Here is a 25,142-nt window from a genome sequence, read left to right on the forward strand (position 1 = left end):
ACTATGTCAGGTGCCCATGCCGCTATCGATGACCAAGATCGCCTATCGCTCCAAGAGCCTCGATTCACTGCGGAATTGGGTGGAAGCGGGGCCAGAGGCACATATGCGAACCCGCTATCTGCCCAAGCGCCACGAAGAGATGATCGGCGGATCGCTCTATTGGATCATGGACCACACCATTGTCGCCCGCTGCGAAATTCTCGGTTTCGAACAACGGCCTGACAGCCATTGGACCATCCGCCTCGCCCCCAAGCTGATCCGGGTGGAGCCGCGCCCCAAACGCGCCCATCAGGGCTGGCGCTATCTGGCGGAGGAGGACGCCCCGCGCGACCTGGCGGATGGGGAGGAACCCGGCGATGTCATGCCCGGAAGGCTGGCGGGCAAGCTCAGTAAACTGGGACTGATCTAGAGGATTGATCTGGAGGGAATAATTCCCCTCCGCCACTCAGAAACCCCGCACAACCGCCCTTTCCATTGCCGTTTTGCGGACAATGGAGGTGCGAGGAAGTAGTTTTCATCGCTCATCCCAAAGCGAACGACAATTGCACCCGGCCGCAATCCGGCGCAGATATTCGAATGGCTCGCTCTCGCATTCGAAAGGCTACGCCCGATCACAGACCTGTTTGCCATGATCGATCTGCCATACGCGATGGCCGGGCTGCTCGTCGGTCTGCTGATCGGGATGACCGGGGTCGGCGGCGGATCGTTGATGACACCGCTGCTGGTGCTGATGTTTGGCGTGGCGCCGCAAACCGCCGTGGGCACCGATCTGCTGTTCGCGGCAGTGACCAAGACCGTGGGGGTTGGCGTCCACCACGGACGGCAAACGATCGACTGGAAGATCGTCCGCCGCCTCGCCATCGGCAGCATTCCGGCGGTACTCTTTACACTGATCGCGCTCAATGTGTTCGGGCAATTGGGCAAGAATACGAGCCATATGGTCCTGATCGCGCTCGGCGCATTGCTGCTGATCACATCGGTCGGGTTGCTGTTTCAGCGGCGCCTGATGACGTATGGCGCAACGCACCAGTTCGCGCACTCGGCCGACAGTTTCGCGCCCACGGTGATGCTCGGCGCGGTGCTCGGCTTGCTGGTGACGATTACTTCGGTCGGTGCAGGTGCGATCGGAGCGACGATCCTGCTGCTGCTGTACCGCCGCATTCCCGTGGCGCGGATCGTCGGCAGCGATATTGCCCATGCCGTGCCACTGGCGCTGATCGCCGGGGCCGGTCACTGGCTGCTGGGCAGCGTCGATTTCGCTTTGTTGCTGACTCTGCTGGTCGGATCGATCCCCGGCGTAATCGCAGGCAGCCTGCTATCCAGCCACGCGCCGGAACGGTTCCTGCAACTGATGCTGGCCGCAATTCTGGCGGTGTCCGGCGTGCGACTGCTTATGAGCTGACGCGCTTCGCGACGATCTTTCGCAAAACATTGGCATATGTTTCCGGTTCCTGCGCGCCGGGAACAAGGAACTGCCCATCGATCACCATTGCCGGAACACCGGTGACATTCATATCGAAAGCCCGCCGCTCTTCCGCGCGCACGGTTTGCGCCAGTGCCTCGTCGTCGAGCGCGGCAGCGGCTGAATCGCGATTGAAACCAGCCTCTTCCGCAATATCGAGCAAGACCGCTCGCTCCCCGATACGGCGACGCTGCTGGAAATGGGCAGTGAACAGCGCCAGCTTGAGCCGGGTCTGCGCCGCGGCCCCGTGCGACACCAATGCCCAGCGCAACAGCCGATGCGCGGCAAAGGTGTTCCACATCGTCGCCGGGGGCGCCTCGCCTTCGCCGGTGTAATCGAACGGGAAGCCAGCGGCGCGCGCCCGCTCCGCCATCATATCCGACGCTTGCGCCGCCTGTTCACCTGTGCGGCCATATTTGCGAGCAATATGCGCGCGGCTTTCTTCGCCGTCGGGCGGCATATCGGGATTGAGTTCGAACGGCAGCCAGCGGATTTCCGCCGCAACCTCTCCCTCCAGTTGAGCCAGCCCCGCTTGCAGATTGCGGTATCCGATCACGCACCACGGGCACATGACATCGGACCAGATATCGATAGTGACGGTTTCACTCATCTTGCGATCCACCAGTTAAGCAGAAAATGGGCAATTGCAGTCTGCGGCGGAGGCAGGAATGCAGGATCGGCGCCACCCGCCATCGCATGTTCGACCTCGGCACGGGTGAACCAGTGGGCATCGGCCAGTTCGGTCGTATCGATAGTCAGTTCCTCCCCGCTCGCCATCGCATGACATCCAAGCATCAACTGGCTGGGGAATGGCCACGGCTGGCTGGCGATATATTGCACAGAACCGGCCACCACCCCGGTTTCCTCCAGCACTTCGCGGGCAACCGCTTCCTCTATGCTTTCCCCCGGCTCGACGAATCCGGCCAGCGCGGAATAGCGACCTTCGGACCAACCCAGCCCACGGCCCAGCAACAGCTTGTCCGCATGTTCCACCAGCATGATCGTAACCGGATCGGTGCGCGGAAAGTGCTGCGCCCCGCAGGCGCCGCAATTGCGCTGCCACCCGCCTTTCGCCAGCGCGGTCGGCTGGCCGCATTTGGCGCAGAACCTGTGCCGCGCGTGCCAGTCCACCAGACTGCGCGCGCCGCCATATGTCGCCAGATCGCCGGGCGAGAGAGCGCCAAGCATATTCCAGACATCGCGAATGGCATAGGCCGGGGCATTGTCGCCTTCCGCCGGAACCGCAGCGAAGCAGCCTTTGCCGTCTTTGAGGCCGAGGAACACCAGTTCGGCATCGGGCGGGGCATCGGCCAGCGTGCCCCACACCAACCCGCCATCGTCGCCCAATAAAGGGGCCAGCCCTTCCATCCGCAGCAGTCGAGCACGCCAGTTCATCAGCCCGGCGAGCCGTTCGGGATCGGCCCGCACATGGTCGGCACGGTCGAGCGGCGATCCGGCGAAGGCGATAGGCGCGCCGCTCACTTAGCAGCCATCGCAGCGAGATCCTTGGCCACTGCTGCGGGGAATGCGCTGTGGATCGGATATACCTCCGACGGCATATACTGCGTCATCATTGTTGCGCGCAGATTGTGGGCGAAGTTGACGAACGCGATCGTTCCTGCCGCTCCGCCCCAGCCATAAGTGCCCGCTTGCGCGCCCAGCCCGACCCGGCCTGCCGCGCCAAAGCCCGACCCGTCGGCAAAAGTGCCCTTGGTAACCACCCCGGCGGGCAAGAGGTTCGATGTGCCGAGCCGGACTGCCGGTTCGCTCATCACCCGCTTTCCATCGATCAGGCCGTAACCGAGCAGCATACGCAGGAAACGGTCGTAATCGCGTGCCGAACTGATCAATCCCGATCCCCCCATCGGGAACGGCGGCGCCTCGGCAAAGATCGACTGGCGGCCCGGATCGGCAGGCAGCGGTGTGCCGTTGACCACGAAATAATTGGTAGTGAGCCGCGACACGTCCTTCGCCGGCACGCGGAAGAATGTGCTGGTCATCCCGCATGGATCGAAGATGTGCTGTTGCAAATACTGATCGAACGGCTGGCCGCTGGCGACTTCGATCACGCGCCCCAGCAGATCGATTGCGACCGAATAAGACCACTTGGTGCCCGGTTGCAAAACAAGCGGCAGCGCAGCCAGCCTGTCGGCAAAGGCCTTGAGACTCGGCGCCTGCGTCCCGCCATCGAGACCGGGGATAGGCAGTTTGGAAACCTGCCCCGCTGCCAACCCCGCATCGATATAAGCCTGCCGGATCGGCCCTTTCTGCATGATCGCGTAGCCAAAGCCCGCCGTATGAGTCAGCAAGTGGCGGATAGTGATCGGCTGTTTGGCAGGTTCTACATCGGTGACAGACCCGTCATAGGTCTTCTGAACCTTCATATCTTTGAATGCAGGCAGAATTTCATACAGCGGCTGATCGAGGCCGAGTTTGCCCGCTTCGATCAACTGCATCACCGCCATGCCGGTGATCGGCTTGGTCATCGAATATATGCGATAGAGGCTGTCCGGCCCGGCAGGTGCAGTCTGTCCGATGGCCAGTGTGCCTTGCGACAGGAATTCGGGTGCCTTTTGCCCCCACCCTAGCGCAGCGACCATGTTAGCGACCTTGCGCGGTACGACGTAGTCGCTTTCCAGCTTCGCGACATGGGTCCACACAGTATTCGCATCGGCTGCCAGAGCAATCCGGCCCAGCGGCAAGCTACCTATCGCCGCCCCCGCACCCAGCCATGCGCCTGCCCGCAAGATATTGCGGCGCGAAAGCTGCGCCGATTCGAATTCCCGGAATGCCATCGCGCCTACTCTCCAGATCAGGTTCGCTTACGAAACCCGGTTTGCGGCATAGGCTTGCATCGGTCAACGGGACTTGCGGCGAATGGCTGTTATACCCATATAACACACATGCTGAATGTACTTTCGATCCTGATCGGACTTGTCGCTCTTGTGCTGGCGATCCCGTCGGCGGTGCCATTGCTTGGTTGGGGCAACTGGCTGGTCCTGCCGTTCGCTGTGCTTGGCGCAGGGATCGGGGCGCTGTCGAGCAAGAACCACGGCCGCAATTTCTGCCTTGTGGTGCTGCTGATCGCCGCGATCCGCCTGTCGATCGGCGGCGGGATTATCTGATCTGCGTAAAGGGTGTGGGCGCACAGCCCCGCCCGTCGGGCAACTTATGCCAGCGCCCGTTGCGCCGCTTTGGCGAACAGCGTGGGCAGACCTGCCTGCTGCAGATCGGCAATCGGCCACCATTCGCCCCCGCCGGTGGGCATCGATGATCCCTCAGCGAGCACCATCACCGCCAGATCCAGATCGAAATGGGTGAACGAATGGCGCACCACGCCCGCCCTGCGCCATTCCCCTGCAACCGGCGGCATCCCGTCGCCATCGGCACGCGCGCTCCAGCCATCGGAGGGAAGCGCGCGCATCCCGCCCAGCATCCCCTTCTCCTCACGCCGCACCAGCCACACGGCCTCGTCGCGCACGATCCACCAAGCGGCGCCCTGGCGTTGCGGTTTAGCCTTCTTGGCAGGCTTAACCGGGTACTGCGCCGGATCGCCTTGCAATCGGGCGGCGCAATCGTCCGCAAGCGGGCACAACAGGCAACGCGGATCGCGCGGAGTGCAAATCGTCGCGCCCAGATCCATCATCGCCTGCGCGAAATCGCCTGAGCGGACATCGGGCGTAATCGCATCGGTGTGCACCCGGATCGCCTTGCGAACACCGGGGAGCGGATCGGACAGCGCGAACAGGCGGCTGACCACGCGTTCGACATTGGCATCGACCACCACCGCTCGCCGGTTAAAGGCAATCGCTGCCACGGCCGCCGCAATATAAGCGCCCACGCCCGGCAGCTCGCGCAAACCGGCCTCGCTGTCGGGAAAGGCACCGTGCGCGCTCACCGCACGGGCAGCGGCGATCAGATTGCGCGCACGGGAATAGTACCCCAGGCCCGCCCATGCCGCCATCACCTCTTCCTCCGGCGCCGCGGCCAATGCATCGACATCGGGCCAGCGCCGGGTGAACTCCGCGAAATAGGGAGCAACCGCTGCCGTGGTGGTCTGTTGCAGCATCACTTCGGACAGCCACACGCGATAGGGATCGGGCGCCGGTGCGCCGGGCGGGCTGCGCCAGGGCAATACGCGGGCGTGGCTGTCGTACCAGCTCAGCAAGTCGCTGGCGATGGATTGCGCGCTGGCAGTCATGGCCGCGCTATGGCATGAGCGGCGCACCGATGGAACGCGATACTCCCCCGAAATCCGCACCTAAGGGCGGCAAGTCCGCTGCGCGCCGGTATGAACGCCCGCGCGGCGGCCCGGCGAAGGCGATCTCCGACCTCACTCCGCAAGTGGGGCGGCAGGCATTCCGCCGTTTCGGCTTCGTACAATCGAGCGTTGTGACGCGATGGCCGGAAATCGTCGGGGAAACCCATGCGCGGGTCTGTGTGCCCGAAGCGATCCGATTTCCCCCCGGCGAGAAGACCGACGGCATTCTGCAACTGGCCGTCACTCCGGCCCACGCTCCGCTGATCCAGCATGTGATCCCGGAAATCATGGAACGGGTAAACCGGTTCTTCGGATACAAGGCAGTGGCCCGGATAAAGCTACGGCAAGGCACCGTTAATCCACCACGTGCTGAGGAACGTCCGAAGGCCCCGCCCTCGCTCAAACCGATCCCGATGGAACTGGGGGACAGCCTGCGCGATATCGGCGACCCGGAATTACGCACGGTACTCGAATCGCTTGCGCGGTCGATTGCCGCACAGGAGGATAAATGAGAATTTCCCATGCCGCCCGCCGCACGGCCATCGTGCTTGCAGCGTCTGTCGCGCTGTCCGCCGGGAGCACGGCATTCGCCAAAACAACATCGCAACCTGTCATACCCAAAACCTCAAACTGGGGAACGACGGTTAGCATCACCGACAATGGCGCCCACGCGATCGGCAACCCCAATGCCAAGATCAAGCTCGACGAGTTTGTCAGCTACACCTGTCCGCACTGCTCCCATTTCGCGAAGGACGGCGATGGAGCGTTGCAACTGGCATATGTCGGTTCAGGCAAAGTGCAGGTGACAGTGCACAATTTCATCCGTGACTCAGTGGACCTGACCGCTGCTCTGCTGGCCAATTGCGGACCAGCATCGAAATTCAAACAGAACCACATGATGTTCATGCTGCAACAGCCCAAATGGCTGGAGAAAGCCGAACGGGCGAGCGACGGCCAGAAGAAGCGTTGGAGCACCGGCGATTTGCCTGCCCGTATGCGCTCTATCGCAAGCGCGCTGGGCTTTTACGATATGATGGCTACGCGCGGATATTCGCGGGTCGAAGCGGATCGGTGCCTCGCCAACAAGGCAATGGCGGACAAGCTGGTCCAGGGGACCAAATCCGCCATCGAGCAATACAATATTCCCGGCACACCCAGCTTCGTGCTCGATGGGAACTTGCTCGCAGGCACTTTCACCTGGGAAATGCTGCAACCGCAACTCGACGCGCGGTTCTGATACCCCGCTTATGATCCGGCGTTTCCCTCGCTGATGGCCTGTGGAAACGCCGGGACTCCAATTTCGCTACGCAGGCTCTATCGTATAACCTGTTCTATCCTGCAGATTCGCTGAGGAATCACATGACGCCGAATTCACTTACCCGTTCGACCCTGATGATCGCCACTGCCGCCCTCGCGCTCGGTCTCGCTGCCTGCGGTAAGAAAGACGATGCCACCGCCAGTCCCAGCAGCGATCAGGCTATTGCCAATATCGCTCCCCCTGCAGGCAAATCATGGTCGGAAACCGTCGTGCAGACTGCAGACGGCGGCTACCTCGCCGGCAATCCCGATGCGCCGATCAAACTGCTGGAATACGGCTCGCTTTCATGCCCGCACTGCGCCCTCCTTGGCGCTGAAGCGGACGAGCCGCTGATGAACGATTACATTGCCAGTGGCCGGGTAAGCTGGGAATTCCGCAGCTTTGCGATCCACCCACAGGATGTCCCGCTGACTGTTCTGGCTGAGTGCGGCGGCAAGGAAACATTCTTCCCGCTGGTCGCACAGGTTTACAAGAACTTTGATTCGATGAACGAAGTGCTCAACGACAAGGCCGCGCTCGAACGCGCACAGGCCAGTGGCAACCTGCCGCCGAACAAGCGCTTCGTCGCACTTGCCAATGCGCTCGGATATGTCGATTTCTTCGCTAAGCGCGGCTTGCCGGTGGATCAGGCCAACGCCTGCCTCGCCGATGCGAACAAGGCACAGAAGGTAGCCGATCTCGCGACGAAATACGGCAACGAAGGCATCGATTCGACTCCGACGCTGTTCATCAACGGCGGCAAAGTGGAATTGAGTGGCGGTGAAGAACCCTGGCCCCAGCTTGAGGCGGCGCTGCAACGCGCCGGTGCGCGCTAAGCAGCGCGCGGGGGCCAAGGGGGGAACGGCCAGACAATGCACTTCAGGCGGCTCAAGCTCAGTGGTTTCAAGAGCTTTGTAGAGCCGTCTGAACTGCGTATCGAACCGGGGTTAACCGGGGTTGTCGGCCCTAACGGTTGCGGTAAATCCAACCTGCTGGAAGCGATCCGCTGGGTCATGGGCGAGAATTCGCCCAAGTCGCTGCGATCGGGCGGGATGGAAGATGTCATCTTCGCCGGAACCGCGCAGCGCCCGCAGCGCGACTTTGCCGAAGTCGTGCTCGACGCCACAACCGATAGCGGCGATGAACTGGAAGTCGTCCGCCGGATCGAACGTGGCGCAGGCAGCGCCTATCGGATCAACGGGCGCGATGTGCGCGCCAAGGATGTTTCGCTCACATTTGCCGATGCGGCCACCGGCGCACACAGCCCGGCATTGGTGAGTCAGGGCAAGATCGCACAGGTTATCGCGGCCAAGCCGACAGAACGGCGGATGATGCTGGAAGAAGCTGCCGGGATCGCCGGGCTTCACGTTCGGCGCCGCGATGCCGAAAGCAAGCTGCGCCAGACCGAAGCCAATCTGGCCCGACTGGAAGACCTGATGGCCGGGCTCGACAGTCAGATCGCCTCACTGCGACGACAGGCCAAGCAGGCCGAACGATACAAAGTGCTGTCGGATCAGATCCGCGTGGCAGAAGCGCGGGTGCTGTTCGCCCGGTGGCGAGATGCCGCCGCCGCCGCAGAGGCCGCTCGCAAGGAAGCGCGGGGTGCGGATGAGCGGGTGAGTATCGCGCAAGTGGCTGTGACCGAAGCGCAAAAGGCGCAAGCGGATGCAGCGCAAGTTCTCGCCAAAGCACGCGATGAACTGGCCGACCGCCGTGACGATGCCAGCGCCCACGGCCACCGGATGGCAGCTCTGACGAACCAGCTCGAAGCGGCGGAGCAGCGGCTGGCCGATCTGGACCGGCAGAAAACGCGGCTGGAAGAGGATCGAGGCGATGCCGATCGGCTGACCAAGGATGCCGCAGAGGCGCTCGCCCGGCTGGAGAAAGAGCTGGCAGCCAGCGAAGCCAGCCTTGCCGCCGATGAGGAGAAGCGCCCCGCCCTTGCCGCGCGCCTGGAAAACACCGACCGCGCCGCGCGCGCTGCCGAACTCGCGCTGGCCAAGGCGACCGCCGATCACGCCGGTGTCGAGGCAGAATGGCGTGTGGCCGAAGCCGAAGTGGCACAGGCGCAGAACCGTCTCGACCGGATTGCCGCCGAGGTGCAACGGCAGGAAGCGGCCCGCGCCGCGCTGAGCGAAGCAGGCGATCCGGTGCAGGCTGTCGAAGAGGCTCGCCGTGCCGCAACCGATGCCGGTGCCGCACTGGCTCAATTGCAGCAATCGCTGGAAGAAAAGCGAGCCAGCAAAGAGGCTCTGCAAACCACCCGCGACGAAGCTGCCAGCGCGCTATCCGCTGCAAAGGCCGAACTCGCCGGGCTGGAACGCGAGCACACCGCGCTGGAACGCGACCGTCAGGCCCGTGCGAAACAGGCTGCCAACCGTCAGGGATTGCCCGCCGCGCTCGATAAAGTGCGCGCCGCCCCCGGATATGAACGCGCGCTCGCGGCGGCACTTGGCCGTGATGCCAAGGCACCGCTCGGCGCACCGGCTGGCGATGCGGAGGGGCGTTACTGGACCGGAGCGGATGTGCCGACACCCGTGGCAGACAGTCTCACGGCCCATGTCACCGATTGCCCGCCGCAACTCGCCGCGCGGCTGGCGCTGGTCCACGTCGTCGACAGCGACGATGGACGCGCGCTGAAACCGGGCGAGTGGCTCGTCACCCGCAACGGGGCATTGCGCCGGTGGGACGGGTTCGTCGCTCGCGGCGAAGGGGCAGCGGAAGCAGCCCGGCTGGAGGCGGAAAACAGACTGGCCGAACTCGAACAGCAATTGCCCCCACGGCAAGCTGCCGTCTCCGAAGCGGAAGCTGCTCAGGCCGCCGCGCAGGATGAACTGGCGACACTTCAGCGTGAACTGGTGGCCGAAGAACGCGCCATGCAGCAGGCCGCCGATGCCGAGCGGCAGGCCCTGCGCGCACTCGATCAGGCCGAAGCCGCGCGCGATCGTCACGCAGCGCGGATCGAGGAACTGGATGCCGCCGCCGAAGAACTGGCCGAACAACGCCAGGCAGCGCAAGCCGATCTGACAGCGGCACAGCAACGCCACGCCGCACTGCCTTCGCCAGAGGCGGGCCGCGCTGCGCGCGATGCCGCTCAGGCCAAAAACGAAGCGGCGCGCGATACGATGCAGGCGGCAAGTGCCGAACTGGCCGCGCACGATCAATCGTTGGCTGTTGCGCGGGAACGCACCGCCGCTCAGCGCAAGGATATCGCCAGCTGGCAGGCACGTTCGGGCGAAGCGGCACGTCGGCTCAGTGAAATGGCCCACCGGTTCGAAGAGATCGAACAGGAACGCGCAGTCATTGCCGCCAAGCCCGAAGGGCTGATGCGCGAGATCGAACAAGGCGATGCCGTGCGTACCCGTCTGACCGAAGCGCTGCATGAAGCGGAAGCCGCCGTCGCGACAGCACATGAAACCGCGCAAGCTGCCGACCGCGCTCTGGCCGATAGCACCGAAGCGCTCGCGTCCGCCCGCGAAGGGCGCGCTGGCCTTGCCGCCCGTGCGGAAAGCGAAGAGCAGCGGCGGGAAGAAATGACGCGCATGTCAGGCGAGCGCTTCCAGTGTCCGCCACCGTTGCTGGGCGATCGCTTCGGATTTGACGACAGCGAGGTGAAGAACGCCGGGCTCGAATCCGAGGAACTGGACCGGCTGACCAGCAGTCGCGAGCGCATTGGTCCGGTCAATCTCGTCGCTGCAGACGAACTGGAACGGATCGAGGCCGAACACGGTAACAGCGCAGAAGAGCAGGCCGAACTGACCGAAGCCGTTGCCCGACTGCGCGGATCGATTGGCAGCCTCAATCGCGAAGGGCGCGAACGACTGCGGGTGGCCTTCAACGAAGTAAACGAACACTTCAAGCGGCTGTTCACGCGCCTGTTCGAAGGGGGCGAAGCGCATCTGGCACTGATCGACAGCGACGATCCGCTGGAGGCTGGGCTGGAAATCTTCGCCCAGCCTCCCGGCAAACGCCTGCAATCGCTGACGCTGCTGTCGGGCGGAGAACAGGCGCTGACTGCCACCGCGCTGATATTCGCACTGTTTCTGACCAACCCCGCACCGATCTGCGTGCTGGACGAAGTCGATGCACCGCTGGACGATGCCAATATCGACCGGTTCTGCGATCTGCTCGATTCAATGGTGACGGAAACACAGACTCGCTACCTGATCGTAACCCACAATGCCGTGACGATGAGCCGGATGCACCGTCTGTTCGGGGTGACTATGGTCGAGAAAGGCGTCAGCCGCCTCGTCAGCGTCGATCTTGGCGAAGCGGAGCAAATGGCGGCGGAATAATGCCCTGCCGCCTACCATCCTGACTCACGCCACGCTCGCTTAAAGTTTGCTCACCGCAGCACTCAACCCAATGATCAGTATAAGCGAAACGAAGGTCGCCCATGCAGTGTATGCTAGGGCGCGTGTATAAGACATTGGCCCGTGCCGTTGAAACCACACGATTTCCAGCGCTATGTACCACAAACCGCCGATGAGCACGATAGCGATTCCAAAGAGATTGCCGAGATAGCTACGCTCGACAAACCGGGGAAGTATTGCTGTGGCAATGCCTACTGCCATCGCAATCGGCGCAGAGATATATATTTGTCCGTAGAACAACGGCCTAAGCACTTTGCGATCGAACCTCAGATTTTGGAACTGCATGAAGCGCACTGCAATGCCGAGGGGCAGGACGCTCAGCACAAACATCCGAAACGCCATCAGATTGGTGTTGTCGGCAAGAAATCCATGCATTTCCACACCTTCAGTTTGCACTTCGATCAGGTGTAGAAGCCCTAACGTAATCGCCAGAAAGATCGGCGGACTAAGGCGACTGGTGAATCGATCGTCTGCCGGCTTGACCAGTTCCCCATCCGCATACTCCATCATCGCAAACGGATGGCGAATAGCCTGCCACAACGTGATGGGATAAAAAACCAGCCAGGAAATGACTTCGAACAGCGCTTGTTCAAGCGACTGCAGCAGCTTCATGAAATCCATTGCGCCCTCCTCAGGCGACAAATATCGATCCCAATTTGCTGAAATTACATTGACTTAAACTCAGATCAGGCAGTCAGGAACGCGACCAGAGCCCTGACCTTTTTCTGCCGCCACTGGGGCGTAGGCGCCACCAGCCAATATGCCCGGCGTCCTTCGTCCGGCCCTTCGAGCACTTCGAGCCGGTTCGCTTCGATCGCCTCTTCCACCAGCAGGTATGGCAGCATCGCCTTACCAAGACCGGCAACTGCGCTCGACAGCGCCTGCCCGGCATTGCCCGCCACGACTTTGGCATCGGCCCCTTCGGGCAATGGCGCGCCCGGCCAGTCGATCCATTCGTCGGGGGCGCCGGGCGCAGCCACGATCACGCGGCGGGCAGGAGCAAGCTCCACCCCTTCCAGATCGCCCGGTCCGTCGACCAGACGAATCGCAAAATCGAGATTGGTTTCCGTGAAGTCCGCGCTTTCATCCGCGATCAACTGAAACCGCACACCTTCGCTGTGCTCCCGATATGCGGCTAGCCTTGGGGCAAGCCACTGAGCATAGAATTCGCGCGGAGCGGCGATCGTGAAGCGGTCGCTGGCCTGTCCGGCCTGCATCGACTGGACCGATTCCTCGAACTTGAGGAAGCCTTCGCGCAGGGCATCCAGGCCCGCACCGCCTTCGTCGGTCAGTTCCAGCCCTTTGCTGGTGCGGCGAAACAGCACAGTGCCAAGGTGTTCCTCCAGCGCGCGAATCTGCTGTCCGACAGCAGCCGGAGTAACCGCAAGTTCATCCGCCGCACGGGTGAATGAAAGGTGGCGCGCAGCCGCGTCAAACACGCGCAGGGCGTTCAGGGGCAGGTGTGTTCGCTTCATCGTGACACAAGCCGATAGCCAATCGCGCGGCATCGGGCAATTATCTGGCTGTTCTCAGTTGTGTTACGAGTCACTTGATTGCAACATAAGCCAGACAAGGCACGGATACTTCCCAATTTCCGGATTCAAGATGGACGTTCCGACAGACAGCTCTCTCACCCCCGCCCTTACTGGCGAGGCAGTGGAAACATCCGCAGATAGCGGCGATCCAGCTATGCGCTATTTCAACCGCGAGCTAAGCTGGCTGGCCTTCAACCGCCGTGTGTTGGCGGAAGCGCGCAATTCCAGTTATCCGTTGCTCGAACGGCTGCGGTTCCTGTCGATTTCGGGGTCCAACCTCGACGAATTCATGATGATCCGCGTCGCCGGGCTGGAAGCGCAAGTGCGCCGCGGGATCGGCAAAACCTCGATCGATGGAAAGACCCCCTCGCAGCAACTTACTGCGATTCGTCGCGAATATATCGAAATCGAGAAAGGCCAGCAGGCTGCGCTGGCCGATCTGCGCGGGCGACTGGCGCATCAGGGTGTCCATATCGCCGACGAAACCCATCTGGCGCCGGGTCATATCAAATGGTTGCGCGAATGGTTCGAGGATCAGGTACTACCGGTACTGACCCCGCAAGCGATCGACCCGGCGCACCCATTCCCGTTCGTGGCCAATCTCGGCATGGGAGTGATCTTCAACCTCGTCCGCAAATCGGATGGCGAGGGGCTGGTCGAAATGGTGCTGATCCCCGCAGGCATTCCGCGCTTTGTGCGCCTGCCGGGAGAGGACCGTGCGACATGGGTGCCGGTCGAAAGCCTTGTCACCCGTTTCGCTCCGGCATTGTTCCCCGGCTTCGAGATCGTCGGCGACGGCGTGTTCCGCGTGATCCGTGACAGCGACATCGAAGTGGAGGAAGAGGCGGAGGATCTCGTCCGATACTTCCGCACGGCGATTCAGCGTCGGCGGCGCGGGCGCGTTGTGCTGCTCGAACTCGATCAACAATGCGATCCCGAAGCGGAAAAGCTGCTGCGCGAACAGCTTGGCGTGGAAGGGGCGATGGTCATCAAAACCGATGGCATGCTCGGTCTGCGCGGACTCAGTCAGGTGGTGGACGAAGATCGTCCCGATCTGAAATTCGCCGCATTCAGCCCCCGCTATCCCGAACGGGTAATGGAACACGACGGCGACTGCTTCGCTGCGATCCGCGAAAAAGACATGATTATTCATCACCCCTACGAAAGTTTCGAAGTGGTGGTCGATTTTCTGCGGCAGGCAGCGAGCGATCCGGCCGTGCTCTCGATCAAGCAGACGCTCTATCGCGCAGGCAATCAAAGCCCGGTAATACAGGCGCTGACGCAAGCGGCAGAGAACGGCAAATCGGTGACCGCCGTTGTCGAACTGAAAGCCCGCTTCGACGAAGAGCAAAACCTCAAATGGGCAGGAGAGCTCGAACGCGCCGGGGTGCAGGTGATCTACGGATTCACCGAGTGGAAAACCCACGCGAAAGTGTCGATGGTGATGCGCCGCGAAGAGGATGGCATCCGCACCTATTGCCACTTCGGCACCGGCAATTATCATCCGGTGACAGCCAATATCTATACCGATCTGTCTTACTTCACCGCCGACCCGAAGCTGGCGCGCGATGCGGGCAAGCTGTTCAATTTCGTGACCGGCTATGTCGAACCGCGCAAGACAGAGGCGCTGGCGATTTCCCCCATCGACTTGCGCGAAACGCTCTACGAAGCGATCGACCGCGAAATCGAGAACGCCCGTGCCGGACGCCCGGCGGGCATCTGGGCCAAGCTCAATTCGATTACCGAAAAGGGCATGATCGACCGGCTGTACGAAGCGAGCCAGGCCGGGGTGGAGATCGAGCTGGTCATCCGCGGCATCTGCTGTCTGCGGCCCGGTGTGCCCGGCCTGTCGGAGAATATCCATGTCAAATCGATCATCGGCCGGTTTCTCGAACACAGCCGCATCTGGGCCTTCGCCAATGGTTATGCCCTGCCCAGCGCACGGGCGAACGTGTGGATATCGTCCGCCGATGCGATGAGCCGCAATCTGACCCGCCGGGTCGAAGCGCTGGTTCCGCTCCGCAACCGCACCGTGCATAATCAGGTGCTCGATCAGGTGCTGGTGGCCAACCTGCTCGATAACGAACGAAGCTGGACGCTCGATGCCTCGGGCGACTACACGCGGGTCGAACGTGGCGATGCGGAAGGTTTCAACGTGCACGATTATTTCATGCGTAATCCCTCGCTCTCCGGGCGTGGCGGTGCCGGGATCGGCGCAGTGCCCAAACTGAGCCTGCGCCGGGGCCGCGCGTGAGCCGGAAGAGCGAAGCGCGGGAGCGTGCCAGCCAGCGGGCGGTGATCGATATCGGTTCCAACACCGTGCGATTGGTGATTTACGGCGGGCCGCCACGCGCTCCCACGGTTCTGCACAACGAGAAGGTCAGCGCACGGCTGGGCCGCGAAATGGACGAGACGGGCAAGATGCCTGCCCCTGCCATCGAGCAGGCAATGGGCGCACTCAGGCGGTTCCGCATCCTGATAGAAGACCACGGCATCACCGATCTTCAGACAGTCGCCACTGCCGCCGTGCGCGATGCCAGCAATGGCAAAGCGTTTCTGAAAGATGTCGCCGCTCTCGGCCTCAACCCGCGCCTGCTGTCGGGTGAAGAGGAAGCGCGCACATCGGCCAGTGGCGTGATCGGCGCATTTCCCGGTGCCTATGGCGTCGTGGCCGATCTGGGCGGGGGCAGCCTGGAACTGGTGTCGATCGAAGGCGGCAAGAGCCATCACGGCGTAAGCTTGCCGTTCGGCACTCTGCGACTGCCCGATCTGCGCGCAAAAGGTTCTGCCAAATTCAAACGCACGATCCATTCCGCGCTGGCCAAGGTCGGCTGGGCATCCGCGCACGAAGGGCCGCTCTATTGCGTGGGCGGCACATGGCGGGCATTTGCCGCCTATGCCATGCGCGAGGCACAGATACCGCTGACCGATCCGCACGGCTTCGTCCTGTCGAGCGAAAACGCCATGCGGTTGGCGAAAAAGGTGGCCCGCACGGAACCTGCCACACTGTCTGCGATCAACGGCATTTCCAGTATGCGCGCTGCGGCATTGCCCGATGCCGCCGCTATGTTGAAAGTGATGCTGGGCGAACTCGCCCCCGATGGACTGGTGTTTTCCGGCTGGGGCCTGCGCGAAGGGCTGCTCTACAATACGCTGTCCGAAATCGAGCAAGCGAAAGACCCGCTGATCGACAGCGTTATCGCGTTTGCCGGTCCGCGCAACGGTGCCGTGACAGAGGCGACGCGCGTCGCCGCGTGGACCGCGCCGCTGGCCCACGGCAGCGGGCATGGCAGCGAACGCCTGCGGGTCGCAGCGGCGATGCTGTCCCTCTCGCTGGCGCGAATCGAGCCGAACCGGCGGGTCAATCAGGCACGCGAATGGGCGCTGGACAAGCGCTGGGTCGGGATCGACCCCGCCGGGCGCGCGATACTGACTGCGGCATTGCTGGGCAGTTGCGGGCAGAAAGAAATCCCCGCCGATCTGGCCACGCTGGCAGACGAGGCCCAATTGCACGAAGCGATGGGATGGGGCCTCGCCATCCGGCTCGCCCGGCGGATGGACGCAGGCAGCGGCACCGCTGCGCTGACCAGTTCGCTGGAACAGAGCGACAGCGGTATCGTGCTAACCGTAACCCCTGATCGCGCCGATATTGTTGGGGAATCGGTACGCAAAGATATCGCCGCACTCGGCAACTGGTTCGGGTGCGACGCAAAGGTCGCTATCGGTGAAAACCTCTCCCGCTAAACCAATCGCTTGATTGCGGTTGCCGAACGGCCATCGATCTCTACATACTTTTCCCGTGGCGGGACGCTGGAAAGTGGCCTGCCCGTATCGGCAAAGCAGCAGTCAGCGTGGACTACTGGCGCACAGCAAGCCGACAGGTCTAATTTCGGGATCGGAGAACGTTGTGCGTTCAATAGTTTACGCGTGTTCAGTAGTCACATGCATTATCGGGTTGCAGGGATGTGCATCGACGCCCCTGCCCTCATCCAGCACCACACCGCCGATTGCTCTGGCGCTGGACATCGCCTCTGATGAAACCGTCGAAGCGACATATTCTCTCACCAAGCCGGTTCGGGCCCTGCATTTCGCACAGAATCTGGGCGGATACCGCGAAGATTTGTGGCGCCCCGAAGGGAGCGAATTTCGGTGGATCAGGGAGGGCGACGGCGAGCGGATCGAACGGACCGATGGACAATCGTTCGACCGCCTGACGTTCGATATCCCCATCGATTACCGCGCTTTGCCGAAGAATTACGCCCCGTTCTCTCCATTCAGCGACCGCAGTACGCTGATCTATTCCGGCCATTTTCAGGCCTGCACCGCTGTTCCGTGCGATGGGGAAGAGGCGCTGCCCATTACCATTTCAGCCACAGGCAAGACCATCGGTGTCAGTGGCCACCGCACACGGGACAGGGCACAGTTTGTCAGCGAAGGGGCCGGGACTAATATCTTCGTCGGCAATCTGAAACCGGTCGCCGCCGATGGGTTTGTGGCGATTATCGATCCGGGCCTGCCGACAGCTCTGCGCCAGCATCTGGACCGTTCGCTGCCCCAGTCGATCCGATATTTCAGCGCGATTTATGGGCCACTGTCTTTCGTCCCCGAACTCTACGTATCGATGGACGATCGCCCGGAGCCAAACGGTGGCGAATCGACTCAGGGGGGCACTCTGCCCAACCAGATATTCATGCATTTCGACGGGGCCCATGCCCGCCAGCGCGCGACCGAGGGATCGCCACTGGAGCTCGACTGGTTCTTCGCCCACGAAGCCGCGCACCTGTTCCAGCAGAACGGGATCGGCAAAAGCCCCGGAGACGATGCCGTGGCGTGGATTCACGAAGGCGGGGCTGAGGCGATGGCCGCTCTGGCATTGGCAAGTCGCGGCGCGGCAGAGCGCGAATATGTGCCGCAGCGCGTCGATCATGCAGCCACGAATTGCGCCACAGGTCTGGCCCACATGCCGCTGGATCGGGCGACGACCGAAGGAAAATTCGATCTGCATTACCAATGCGGGTTGGTGTTCTGGCTCGCGCTCGATCAATCGCTGCGCGAACACGGTCACGATGGACTGGCCGATCTCAACCGCGCGTTCTTTGCGAAAGTGCGCGCCGGTGAGCCGTGGAGCCAGCCCGTGTTTATGACCACAGCGAAAGAACTCGGCGTTCCCGACGCTGTCCTGTCACGGATCGAAACGCTCACCGATGGCGGATACGATGATGCAGCAATCGAAATAGCTCCGCTCGAAATACTGGCCCGGCGGTCGCTCAAACTAGCCGAAGAGCAGTAACGCGCGCTCGCACCCGGCACAGGGCACCCCCGCATATTCGCACTGTCCTACATGGCCCGGTTTGGACAACCTGTCGGCCATGCGCTGCCAGACAACCCTCTCCCTCAATCATGCTTTTCGGGCACGTTTGGGGGAAGAGGATTTTTTCTCTTCAGGACTGTGTAACATCCGGTCCATGTGTTCTCTGGCAGCGACGAACCGTTGCCATTCGCAGCCCGGAGAAAACAGGGGTGGATCAGCCCGCTGTGGCGGGCGCGGCGAGCGGGAAAAAGGGGATACGGACCTCCAGCAAATCCCCGCCGCTGCGACGAAAAGTGTAAAACCCTTCCATCGAACCATGCGGTGTCGCCAGTGGGCAACCCGATACATAATCGTGGCTCTGCCCCGGTGCGAGCGTCGGCTGTTCGCCCACAACCCCCTCCCCATCCACGATATTCACTATCCCGTTGCCATCGGTGATGCGCCAGTGCCGCGTAATCAGCTGCACCCGTTCATCGCGGTGGTTCTCGATGCGGATATGATACACCCAGAACCACTTGCCATCTTGCGGGCGGGACTGCTCAGGCAGGAAATTCACCGCCACGCGCACGGTAATGCCATCGGTATTGGCAGCGTGTTGAAACAACTCTTTCATCGCAAATCAGAACGTAGCGTCCCGCCGCCCACTGTGCAATCGCGCCGCACTATTCGTCCTCATCCGGCTGAGGCAGCATTGGATGCCAGCACCCGCACGTCGCTGGCAAAGCGCCAGCAAAGGCCATCCACCGGGTATTCGAGCGAGACTTCGGCTGCAAAAGACCGCCTGGGAATCTCGCGGATCAACTGCGTGCCAAATCCATTGTGCAACGGCGGTTCCACCGGCGGCCCGCCGGATTCGGTCCATTCGATCGCAAATGCATCATCGCCCGCTTGCCATGTGATGGAAACCACACCGCCTTCTACCGACAATGCGCCGTATTTGATGGAATTGGTTGCCAGTTCATGCAGAGCCATTCCGATCACTTCCGCCGCGCGCGGGTTCAGCGCACAGTCCGGCCCATCCAGCACGATTACATCTTCACGCGCGCTGACAAATGCCAGTTGCAGCTCCGCCAGTTCGCGCACCGGCACTTCGCGCCAGTCGCGCCTGACAAGAATATCCTGGTTGACTGCCAGACTGCCGACCCGTTCCTCGAACCGACGCACGAGCGCGGGATCGGCACGGATCGAACTGCGCGCCAATGCCTGCACTTTGGCCAGCATGTTCTTCGAACGATGGTTCACTTCCTGCAACAGCAACTGGATCTGTTCGGCCTGTTCGCGCTGTTCGGTAATATCGGTATTCGTGCCGAACCAGTTGGTGACTTTGCCCGCGTCATCCCGAATTGGCTTCGCGCGCCCAAGGAACCAGCGCCATTCGCCATCGGCCCGCCGCAATGGAAAAATGTCCTCCCACTCGACCCCGCGCGCTACGCAACTGAAGAAACGAGAATATACCCGGTCCTGATGGTCTGGACGGTGGAAGTGCAGCCAGCCAAGCTCGCGCATCTCGTCAGGCGTTGTGCCGGTATATTCGTACCATCGCTGGTTGTACCATCCGATCGCGCCATCGGATTCCGCAATCCACGCCAGCTGCGACATGTTTTCGCCGAGCATACGGAACCGCGCCTCACTCTGGCGCAGCCGCCGTTCTGCCAATACCCGTTCGGTGGCATCACGCATGATCGTGCTCGCCCCAACGATCAGCCCGGCGGGATCGCGCACTGGCGAGACGGAGACTTCCACATCCAGCTCATGGCCATCCCGGTGCAGTCGTCGGGTCAGAAAAGCAGGCACACGCTCCCCCGCCCCGATACGGACGAGTATCGCATCCTCCTCGTCGCGCCGATCTGCGGGCAGCAGGCGTCGGATCGAACGCCCCACCATTTCGCTTTCGGTCCATCCAAACAAGTGGGCGGCGGCCGGATTCCAGCTGATGACAATCCCGCTCAAATCCTTCGCGACTATCCCATCATCCGAAGACGCGATGAGCGCAGCATAGTGATCGCGTGGATCCATCGACCGTCGCATGCCTTTTTGTGAAAGCCCCGTATCGAACAAAGTCTAGCACATTTTTCAGAATACAGAACAGGTTACGAGCCACCTTCCACTCACAACCCGCATTATATGGCTGCTACTAATACGGAGACAGGAAGAGATAGTCGGCTCGCGAAACCGCTCGCTCTTGTGCCCAGGAACTCAGCTCGATCGCGGTTACGGGACGGACGCAGTGCGCTGAACAACGTGGAGGATGATAGCGAGGGCGCGCGGGTCGATGCGACTACCGCTCGATCCGGCTTACAACCCTGCGGCAGCCAGCGCCCTATCGAGATCCTCTTTCAGATCTTCGATATCTTCCAGCCCTACGTTGAAACGCAGCAACCCTTCGGTCACCCCCATTTCCGCCCGCGCTTCTTCGCCCATACTGGCGTGCGTGGTACTGGCTGGATGGCACATCAGGCTGCGGGCATCGCCAATGTTGTTCGAAATATCGATCAGTTCGAGCGCGTCAAGCAGAGCAAATGCCTGCTGGCGGCCGCCGGGCACTTCGAAAGCGAAAATTGGCCCGGTTGCACGCATCTGGCGCAAGGCAAGTTCGTGGCGCGGGTGGCTCGGCAAGCCGGGGTGCAACATTCGTGCGACACGCGGTTCGAGGAACCGCCCCAGTTCCAGCGCATTCCCGCTCTGCCGCATGGCGCGCAATTCGAGTGTTTCGAGCCCCTTCAACACTACCCATGCATTGAACGGAGACAAATTGGGGCCGGTATTCCGCTGAAACGGCAGCAGGACTTCGTCGATCCATTCACGGCTGCCGCATACTGCCCCGGCAAGGACACGCCCCTGCCCATCCATCAGCTTGGTCGCGCTGTATGCAACCACATCCGCCCCGAAATCCATCGGGCGTTGCAAAACGCTTGTCGCAAATGCGTTATCCACCACTGTAGTGATTTCGTGCGATTTGGCGAGGTCGCAGATATACTGCAAATCGACCACGTCGAGCGTTGGGTTAGCCGGAGTTTCGAAGAAGAAGACCTTGGTGTTCGGCCGGATCGCCTTGTCCCACTCTCCATCGATAGCGGAATCGATGACAGTCGTTTCAATGCCAAAACGAGGCAGCAAGCTGTCGACAAGCCAGCGACACGATCCGAACGCCGCACGGGCCGCAACGATATGGTCACCGGCAGACAACTGGCACAACAACGCGGCGGTCATCGCCGCCATGCCACTGGCCTGAGTACGACAGGCCTCGGCGCCTTCCATCAGGGCTATACGTTCTTCCAACATTGCCACAGTGGGATTTTGCAGGCGCGAATAGGTCATCCCTTCCGCTTCACCGGCAAAGCGTGCAGCTACCGTCTCCGCATCATCGTAGGAGTACCCCGAAGTGAGGAACAATGCCTCACTCGTTTCCCCATTTTCCGAACGCCAAGTGCCACCGCGTATTGCACGTGTAGCGGGGCGCCAGTTGGAAGTGATCGAGCGATTGAGGCCGGTGGTCTTTTTCATAACGGCTGCGCGCATCGCGCAGACACGATCACGGTGCAACGAAAAACACGCGGGTACGATGCCCGATCTCTTATTGTAGCGACTGAAGCGCCACTTGCTCGCAACCGCAGCGAATATGATTCGCCATATGCCAAAAAAGGCGGAACCCCGTGAAGGGCCCCGCCTCTTAATCTCTACCGAGTAAAGCCGACAAAGTCGGCAGATTACTACGGGCTGGTCGGCTCGTCGTCGCCAGTGGTGGCGATGACCACAACACCGATCACAACGGCCAGAGCAGCGATGATTGCACCGATCGGCGCGCCCATCTTGCTCGACTTGGTTGCCGGTGCCGAAGCACGGTCAGCATTAGCAGCCTGAGCTGCTGCAGGTGCAACAGCGAGTGCTGCCGCTGCAGTTGCAAGAGCGATCTTGCTGATCTTCATTAAACTTCCCCTTACTAATTCCATTCATCGCAAACAATGTCCGCGACAAACGACCGAATCGCAAAAACAATTCGATTCTTTCAGTAGTTACGCCCAGTAGAGGGCGCAACCTTCTACAATCGACCGGTCGTACATTTCATACAACCTGTCGCATCAATCCAACACTATCCCCCTACGGACTCGCAGGTTCGTCGTCGTTCGTGGCAAGCACAATAGCCCCAGCCACGATCGCGATAGTAGCAATAACCAGCAATAATGACCGATCCTTGAACAAACTGTTCGATTTCTCGGCAGGTTTGCTTGCCCGTTCGATTTGGGCAGCCTGTGCCACGACAGGTGTTGCGACCAGCACAAGCGACCCGGCAGCCAAAACCAATTTGCGGAAATTCATATCCATCATCCTTGCACACGGTACGGCTATACTTGCCGATCGTTCCCGGCAGACCGCGCATATTTTCGGATCTGGCTTTATGGCAATTCCTGCATCTTCGCAACCGCACAACAGATCAGCGGCAACAAACCACAGGTTCAGCGACGCCAACATGTGCAATTGCTTGCACTCTTTTCTGTGCACTCGTAATGGCCCGCGCCATGCAACAGCCGACGCAATCCCGCGATCCGTTCGTCTGGTGCATTGCGCTGACTGCGGTGTTTTTCGCCTTCACCATGCACCGCCTGGCAATCCCCACTGCACCCTACTTCGACGAAATCCATTATCTGCCTGCCGCGCGCGAGATGCTGGCAATGCATAAGTGGGTCAATCGTGAACACCCGATGTTCGGCAAAGAGATGATCGCGTTGGGGATGTGGGCGCTGGGCGACAATCCCTGGGGATGGCGGATCGGGTCGGCGCTGGCGGGAACATTAACATTCTGGGCAAGCATTCGCGCCCTGTGGTTTGCGTCGCAGCGCCGCTTCGCCACATTGGCCTATGGCATATTGCTGGCGAGCGGTTTCATGCTGCTGATTCAGTCGCAAATCGCCATGCTCGATGCATATATGCTCGCTGCGCTAGCAGTGTCGTTCTGGATGCTGGCCAAAGCTGTCCGGCAGCCTGAACATGGCCGCCGTTATCTGGCAGCCAGCGGAATCGCCATGGGCGTGGCGATGGGAACCAAATGGAATGCCGTGCCACTGGCCATCGTACCCGGCCTCGCATTCCTGATTGTTCGGGCGCGTGCAGCAGGATGGCGTTTCGTGTGGAGCAAACGCGGCGCGCCCGTCCCCGGCGTCACATTGCTGGAAGCGGCCCTCTGGCTCGGCGTCGTACCTCTTCTGGCATATTGGGCGACATTCTTTCCCGCCTATTTCTTCAGCGTCAATCCGCTCCAACTAGGCGGGTTTCTGGATTATCAGAGCAAGATGCTGGCCTTGCAGGAAAGCGTCATCAAACCGCATCAATATTCCACCCGCTGGTGGCAATGGGTACTCGATCAACGCGGGCTATGGTATCTCTACCGCGATATCGACGGAGCACAGCGCGGGGTCGTTATGATCGGCAATCCGCTGACAATGATTGCCGGGATAGTGGCGTGGACGTGGTGTTTATGGGCCGGAATTCGCGGGCAAAAAGATGCGCTCGCCGTGGCGGTGCTGTATATTTTCGCGATCGGATTCTGGATCATCGCTCCTAAGCCGATCCAGTTCTTCTACCACTACCTCGCCCCGTCGCTGATCCTGTTTGCAGCGCTGGCACTGGCACTCGACGCGCTATGGCGCAGGGGGCCACGCTGGTTACCGCTGGCATTCCTGACCGCAGCGTGTGGAATATTCGCGTGGTTTTATCCCATTATCAGCGCAGCGCCCCTCGAAGGTGGCCGTCCGGCGTTCCTTCACTGGATGTGGCTCGATAGCTGGAAATAACGCCCGGCAATCGCCGTCAGAAACGACCCCACACAAACCGGCTCGACAAGGCGTAGTTCCAAACCGATCCGATCAGGATGCCTGCCAGCGCAGCCAGAACCCAATGGAACCCGCGCGCCTGCAGCAATGTCGCCACTGCGACATTGGCAAGCGCCCCGATGGCACAGGTGGCACAGAAACCGGCCCATCCGCGCACTATTGCGGAAAGCCCGGTAAGCCGCTGATCGCGATAGGTCAGCCAGTTATTGACCCAGAAATTGAACGTCATCGCCGCAAAGGTCGCGAAAACGGTCGCCAGAGCGAACCCTTCCCCGGCAAACCGATAGAGCAGCGTCAGCACCGCAAGGTGCACGACGATCCCCGCAGCTCCAACCGTTCCGAACAAGGCGAAGCGTGACGGAACGAAGCGCCCGAAACTGCGATCGTAAAGGCCGACGAGAAATTCGAACGCCACCGCAGAATCGAGCTTGCTTTCGCCACTCAACCGCTCCGCGAACTGGAGCGGGAATTCTTTCACACGCAAGCTGGGATTGGCAGTAGCCAACAGGTCGAGCAGGATTTTGAAGCCAATACCCGAAAGTCGCGGTGCCGCCGCCCGCAGGTGTTCGCTGCGCGTCAGGAAAAAACCGCTCATCGGATCGGTCATTTCCACACCTGTCACTCTGCGAGCGAGCCGATTGGCCAATCGCGAACCCTTTTCCCGCGTCTGGCTGGACAGCCCCGCCGCGCTGCCCCCTTCGACAAAGCGGGAGCCGACGGCAATATCGCAATCGCCCGCCTTCACAGCCGCCAGCATCTGTACCAGCAGCGCAGGATCGTGCTGATGATCCGCGTCCATCAGGGCAACGAATGGCGCCGCTGTCGCACACATCCCCTCTATCGCAGCAGAGGCCAGCCCGCGCCGTTTGAAACGCTGGATTACACGCACACGGTTATCTGCCAGCGCCAGAGCGCGCGCGACATCGGCCGTGCCATCGGTGCTGTCGTCGTCGACAACGATTACTTCCCACGAGACATCGCGCAGTGCCGCGTCGATGCGCTCGATCAGCGGAGCCAGATTGCTACGCTCGTTGAGCGTCGGGAGAACGATAGCCAGTTCAAGCATTCACGGGCC

23 protein-coding genes are annotated in these 25,142 nt (G+C 61.4%); 11 read left to right on the top strand and 12 right to left on the bottom strand.

The window, feature by feature from the left end:
* Positions 1 to 16: 16 nt before the first annotated feature.
* Positions 17 to 409, top strand: coding sequence for a DUF1489 family protein (locus tag CV013_RS11380; protein WP_102155724.1), 393 nt, complete (start codon positions 17 to 19; stop codon positions 407 to 409).
* A 219-nt stretch (positions 410 to 628) separates the two neighbouring features.
* The gene (locus tag CV013_RS11385) at positions 629 to 1,402 is read left to right on the top strand and encodes a sulfite exporter TauE/SafE family protein (RefSeq protein WP_102155726.1); all 774 of its coding nucleotides are present in this window, start codon (positions 629 to 631) and stop codon (positions 1,400 to 1,402) included.
* On the opposite strand, the gene CV013_RS11390 is transcribed toward CV013_RS11385, so the two are convergent.
* Genes CV013_RS11390 through CV013_RS11400 form a run of 3 tightly spaced genes read right to left on the bottom strand, consistent with a single transcriptional unit; the run spans position 1,392 to position 4,257 of the window.
* Positions 1,392 to 2,072 carry a DsbA family oxidoreductase gene (locus CV013_RS11390; RefSeq protein WP_102155728.1) on the bottom strand — a complete coding sequence of 227 codons (681 nt, stop codon included), beginning with the start codon at positions 2,070 to 2,072 and terminating at the stop codon, positions 1,392 to 1,394. The two genes, CV013_RS11385 and CV013_RS11390, sit on opposite strands and share 11 nt — an antisense overlap.
* Complete coding sequence (nudC, locus tag CV013_RS11395) at positions 2,069 to 2,944, bottom strand: NAD(+) diphosphatase (protein WP_102155730.1); 876 nt, start codon at positions 2,942 to 2,944, stop codon at positions 2,069 to 2,071. The genes CV013_RS11390 and nudC overlap by 4 nt, the downstream gene beginning before the upstream one ends.
* Complete coding sequence (locus CV013_RS11400) at positions 2,941 to 4,257, bottom strand: serine hydrolase domain-containing protein (protein WP_102155732.1); 1,317 nt, start codon at positions 4,255 to 4,257, stop codon at positions 2,941 to 2,943. The genes nudC and CV013_RS11400 overlap by 4 nt, the downstream gene beginning before the upstream one ends.
* A 108-nt stretch (positions 4,258 to 4,365) precedes the next feature.
* Here CV013_RS11400 and CV013_RS11405 point away from each other — a divergent pair, with 108 nt between their 5' ends.
* Positions 4,366 to 4,587 (top strand): hypothetical protein, encoded by a 222-nt coding sequence (locus tag CV013_RS11405; protein WP_102155734.1) that lies wholly within the window; start codon positions 4,366 to 4,368, stop codon positions 4,585 to 4,587.
* Between the two features lie 44 nt (positions 4,588 to 4,631).
* On the opposite strand, the gene CV013_RS11410 is transcribed toward CV013_RS11405, so the two are convergent.
* Complete coding sequence (locus tag CV013_RS11410; protein WP_102155736.1) at positions 4,632 to 5,663, bottom strand: A/G-specific adenine glycosylase; 1,032 nt, start codon at positions 5,661 to 5,663, stop codon at positions 4,632 to 4,634.
* 29 nt (positions 5,664 to 5,692) lie between these two features.
* Here CV013_RS11410 and CV013_RS11415 point away from each other — a divergent pair, with 29 nt between their 5' ends.
* The 4 genes from CV013_RS11415 to CV013_RS11430 all read left to right on the top strand — a co-directional run bounded on the left by CV013_RS11415 (position 5,693) and on the right by CV013_RS11430 (position 11,315).
* Positions 5,693 to 6,235 carry a DUF721 domain-containing protein gene (locus CV013_RS11415; RefSeq protein WP_102155968.1) on the top strand — a complete coding sequence of 181 codons (543 nt, stop codon included), beginning with the start codon at positions 5,693 to 5,695 and terminating at the stop codon, positions 6,233 to 6,235.
* Complete coding sequence (locus tag CV013_RS11420) at positions 6,232 to 6,960, top strand: DsbA family protein (protein ID WP_102155738.1); 729 nt, start codon at positions 6,232 to 6,234, stop codon at positions 6,958 to 6,960. The genes CV013_RS11415 and CV013_RS11420 overlap by 4 nt, the downstream gene beginning before the upstream one ends.
* A gap of 122 nt (positions 6,961 to 7,082) precedes the next feature.
* A complete protein-coding gene (locus tag CV013_RS11425; protein WP_102155740.1) occupies positions 7,083 to 7,856 on the top strand; it encodes a thioredoxin domain-containing protein in 774 nt (257 codons plus the stop codon).
* Between the two features lie 36 nt (positions 7,857 to 7,892).
* Entirely contained in the window at positions 7,893 to 11,315 is a 3,423-nt protein-coding gene (locus CV013_RS11430; protein WP_102155742.1) for an AAA family ATPase, read from the top strand.
* Between the two features lie 39 nt (positions 11,316 to 11,354).
* Here CV013_RS11430 and CV013_RS11435 read toward each other — a convergent pair whose 3' ends face one another.
* Both CV013_RS11435 and CV013_RS11440 read right to left on the bottom strand, forming a co-directional pair.
* The gene (locus CV013_RS11435; protein ID WP_102155744.1) at positions 11,355 to 12,014 is read right to left on the bottom strand and encodes a hypothetical protein; all 660 of its coding nucleotides are present in this window, start codon (positions 12,012 to 12,014) and stop codon (positions 11,355 to 11,357) included.
* Between the two features lie 65 nt (positions 12,015 to 12,079).
* Complete coding sequence (locus CV013_RS11440) at positions 12,080 to 12,868, bottom strand: LysR family transcriptional regulator (protein ID WP_102155969.1); 789 nt, start codon at positions 12,866 to 12,868, stop codon at positions 12,080 to 12,082.
* Positions 12,869 to 12,998: 130 nt separating this feature from the next.
* Between CV013_RS11440 and CV013_RS11445 the strand changes: the two genes are divergently transcribed.
* The 3 genes from CV013_RS11445 to CV013_RS11455 all read left to right on the top strand — a co-directional run bounded on the left by CV013_RS11445 (position 12,999) and on the right by CV013_RS11455 (position 18,218).
* The gene (locus CV013_RS11445) at positions 12,999 to 15,182 is read left to right on the top strand and encodes an RNA degradosome polyphosphate kinase (RefSeq protein ID WP_102155745.1); all 2,184 of its coding nucleotides are present in this window, start codon (positions 12,999 to 13,001) and stop codon (positions 15,180 to 15,182) included.
* On the top strand, positions 15,179 to 16,672 hold the full coding sequence (locus tag CV013_RS11450) for a Ppx/GppA family phosphatase (protein WP_102155747.1): 1,494 nt from the start codon (positions 15,179 to 15,181) through the stop codon (positions 16,670 to 16,672). Before CV013_RS11445 ends, CV013_RS11450 begins: the two co-directional genes overlap by 4 nt.
* A 211-nt stretch (positions 16,673 to 16,883) precedes the next feature.
* Positions 16,884 to 18,218, top strand: coding sequence for a hypothetical protein (locus tag CV013_RS11455; protein ID WP_102155749.1), 1,335 nt, complete (start codon positions 16,884 to 16,886; stop codon positions 18,216 to 18,218).
* Positions 18,219 to 18,453: 235 nt separating this feature from the next.
* Here the strand turns inward: CV013_RS11455 and apaG are convergent, their stop codons facing one another.
* From apaG to CV013_RS15575, 5 genes are all read right to left on the bottom strand, one after another.
* Complete coding sequence (apaG, locus tag CV013_RS11460) at positions 18,454 to 18,852, bottom strand: Co2+/Mg2+ efflux protein ApaG (protein ID WP_102155751.1); 399 nt, start codon at positions 18,850 to 18,852, stop codon at positions 18,454 to 18,456.
* Positions 18,853 to 18,911: 59 nt separating this feature from the next.
* Positions 18,912 to 20,255: a PAS domain S-box protein gene (locus CV013_RS11465; protein ID WP_102155753.1), complete on the bottom strand. Its 1,344-nt coding sequence runs from the start codon at positions 20,253 to 20,255 to the stop codon at positions 18,912 to 18,914.
* Positions 20,256 to 20,534: 279 nt separating this feature from the next.
* The gene (locus tag CV013_RS11470; protein ID WP_102155755.1) at positions 20,535 to 21,743 is read right to left on the bottom strand and encodes a trans-sulfuration enzyme family protein; all 1,209 of its coding nucleotides are present in this window, start codon (positions 21,741 to 21,743) and stop codon (positions 20,535 to 20,537) included.
* Positions 21,744 to 21,949: 206 nt separating this feature from the next.
* Positions 21,950 to 22,165, bottom strand: coding sequence for a hypothetical protein (locus tag CV013_RS11475; RefSeq protein ID WP_223805207.1), 216 nt, complete (start codon positions 22,163 to 22,165; stop codon positions 21,950 to 21,952).
* Between the two features lie 172 nt (positions 22,166 to 22,337).
* Entirely contained in the window at positions 22,338 to 22,739 is a 402-nt protein-coding gene (locus CV013_RS15575; RefSeq protein WP_198591863.1) for a hypothetical protein, read from the bottom strand.
* A 17-nt stretch (positions 22,740 to 22,756) separates the two neighbouring features.
* Between CV013_RS15575 and CV013_RS11485 the strand changes: the two genes are divergently transcribed.
* On the top strand, positions 22,757 to 24,028 hold the full coding sequence (locus CV013_RS11485) for a phospholipid carrier-dependent glycosyltransferase (protein WP_223805206.1): 1,272 nt from the start codon (positions 22,757 to 22,759) through the stop codon (positions 24,026 to 24,028).
* 16 nt (positions 24,029 to 24,044) lie between these two features.
* Here the strand turns inward: CV013_RS11485 and CV013_RS11490 are convergent, their stop codons facing one another.
* The gene (locus tag CV013_RS11490; protein WP_102155762.1) at positions 24,045 to 25,133 is read right to left on the bottom strand and encodes a glycosyltransferase; all 1,089 of its coding nucleotides are present in this window, start codon (positions 25,131 to 25,133) and stop codon (positions 24,045 to 24,047) included.
* Between the last annotated feature and the right edge of the window lie 9 nt (positions 25,134 to 25,142).

Source organism: Tsuneonella flava, from assembly GCF_002870965.1.
GTDB classification, from domain to species: domain Bacteria; phylum Pseudomonadota; class Alphaproteobacteria; order Sphingomonadales; family Sphingomonadaceae; genus Tsuneonella; species Tsuneonella flava.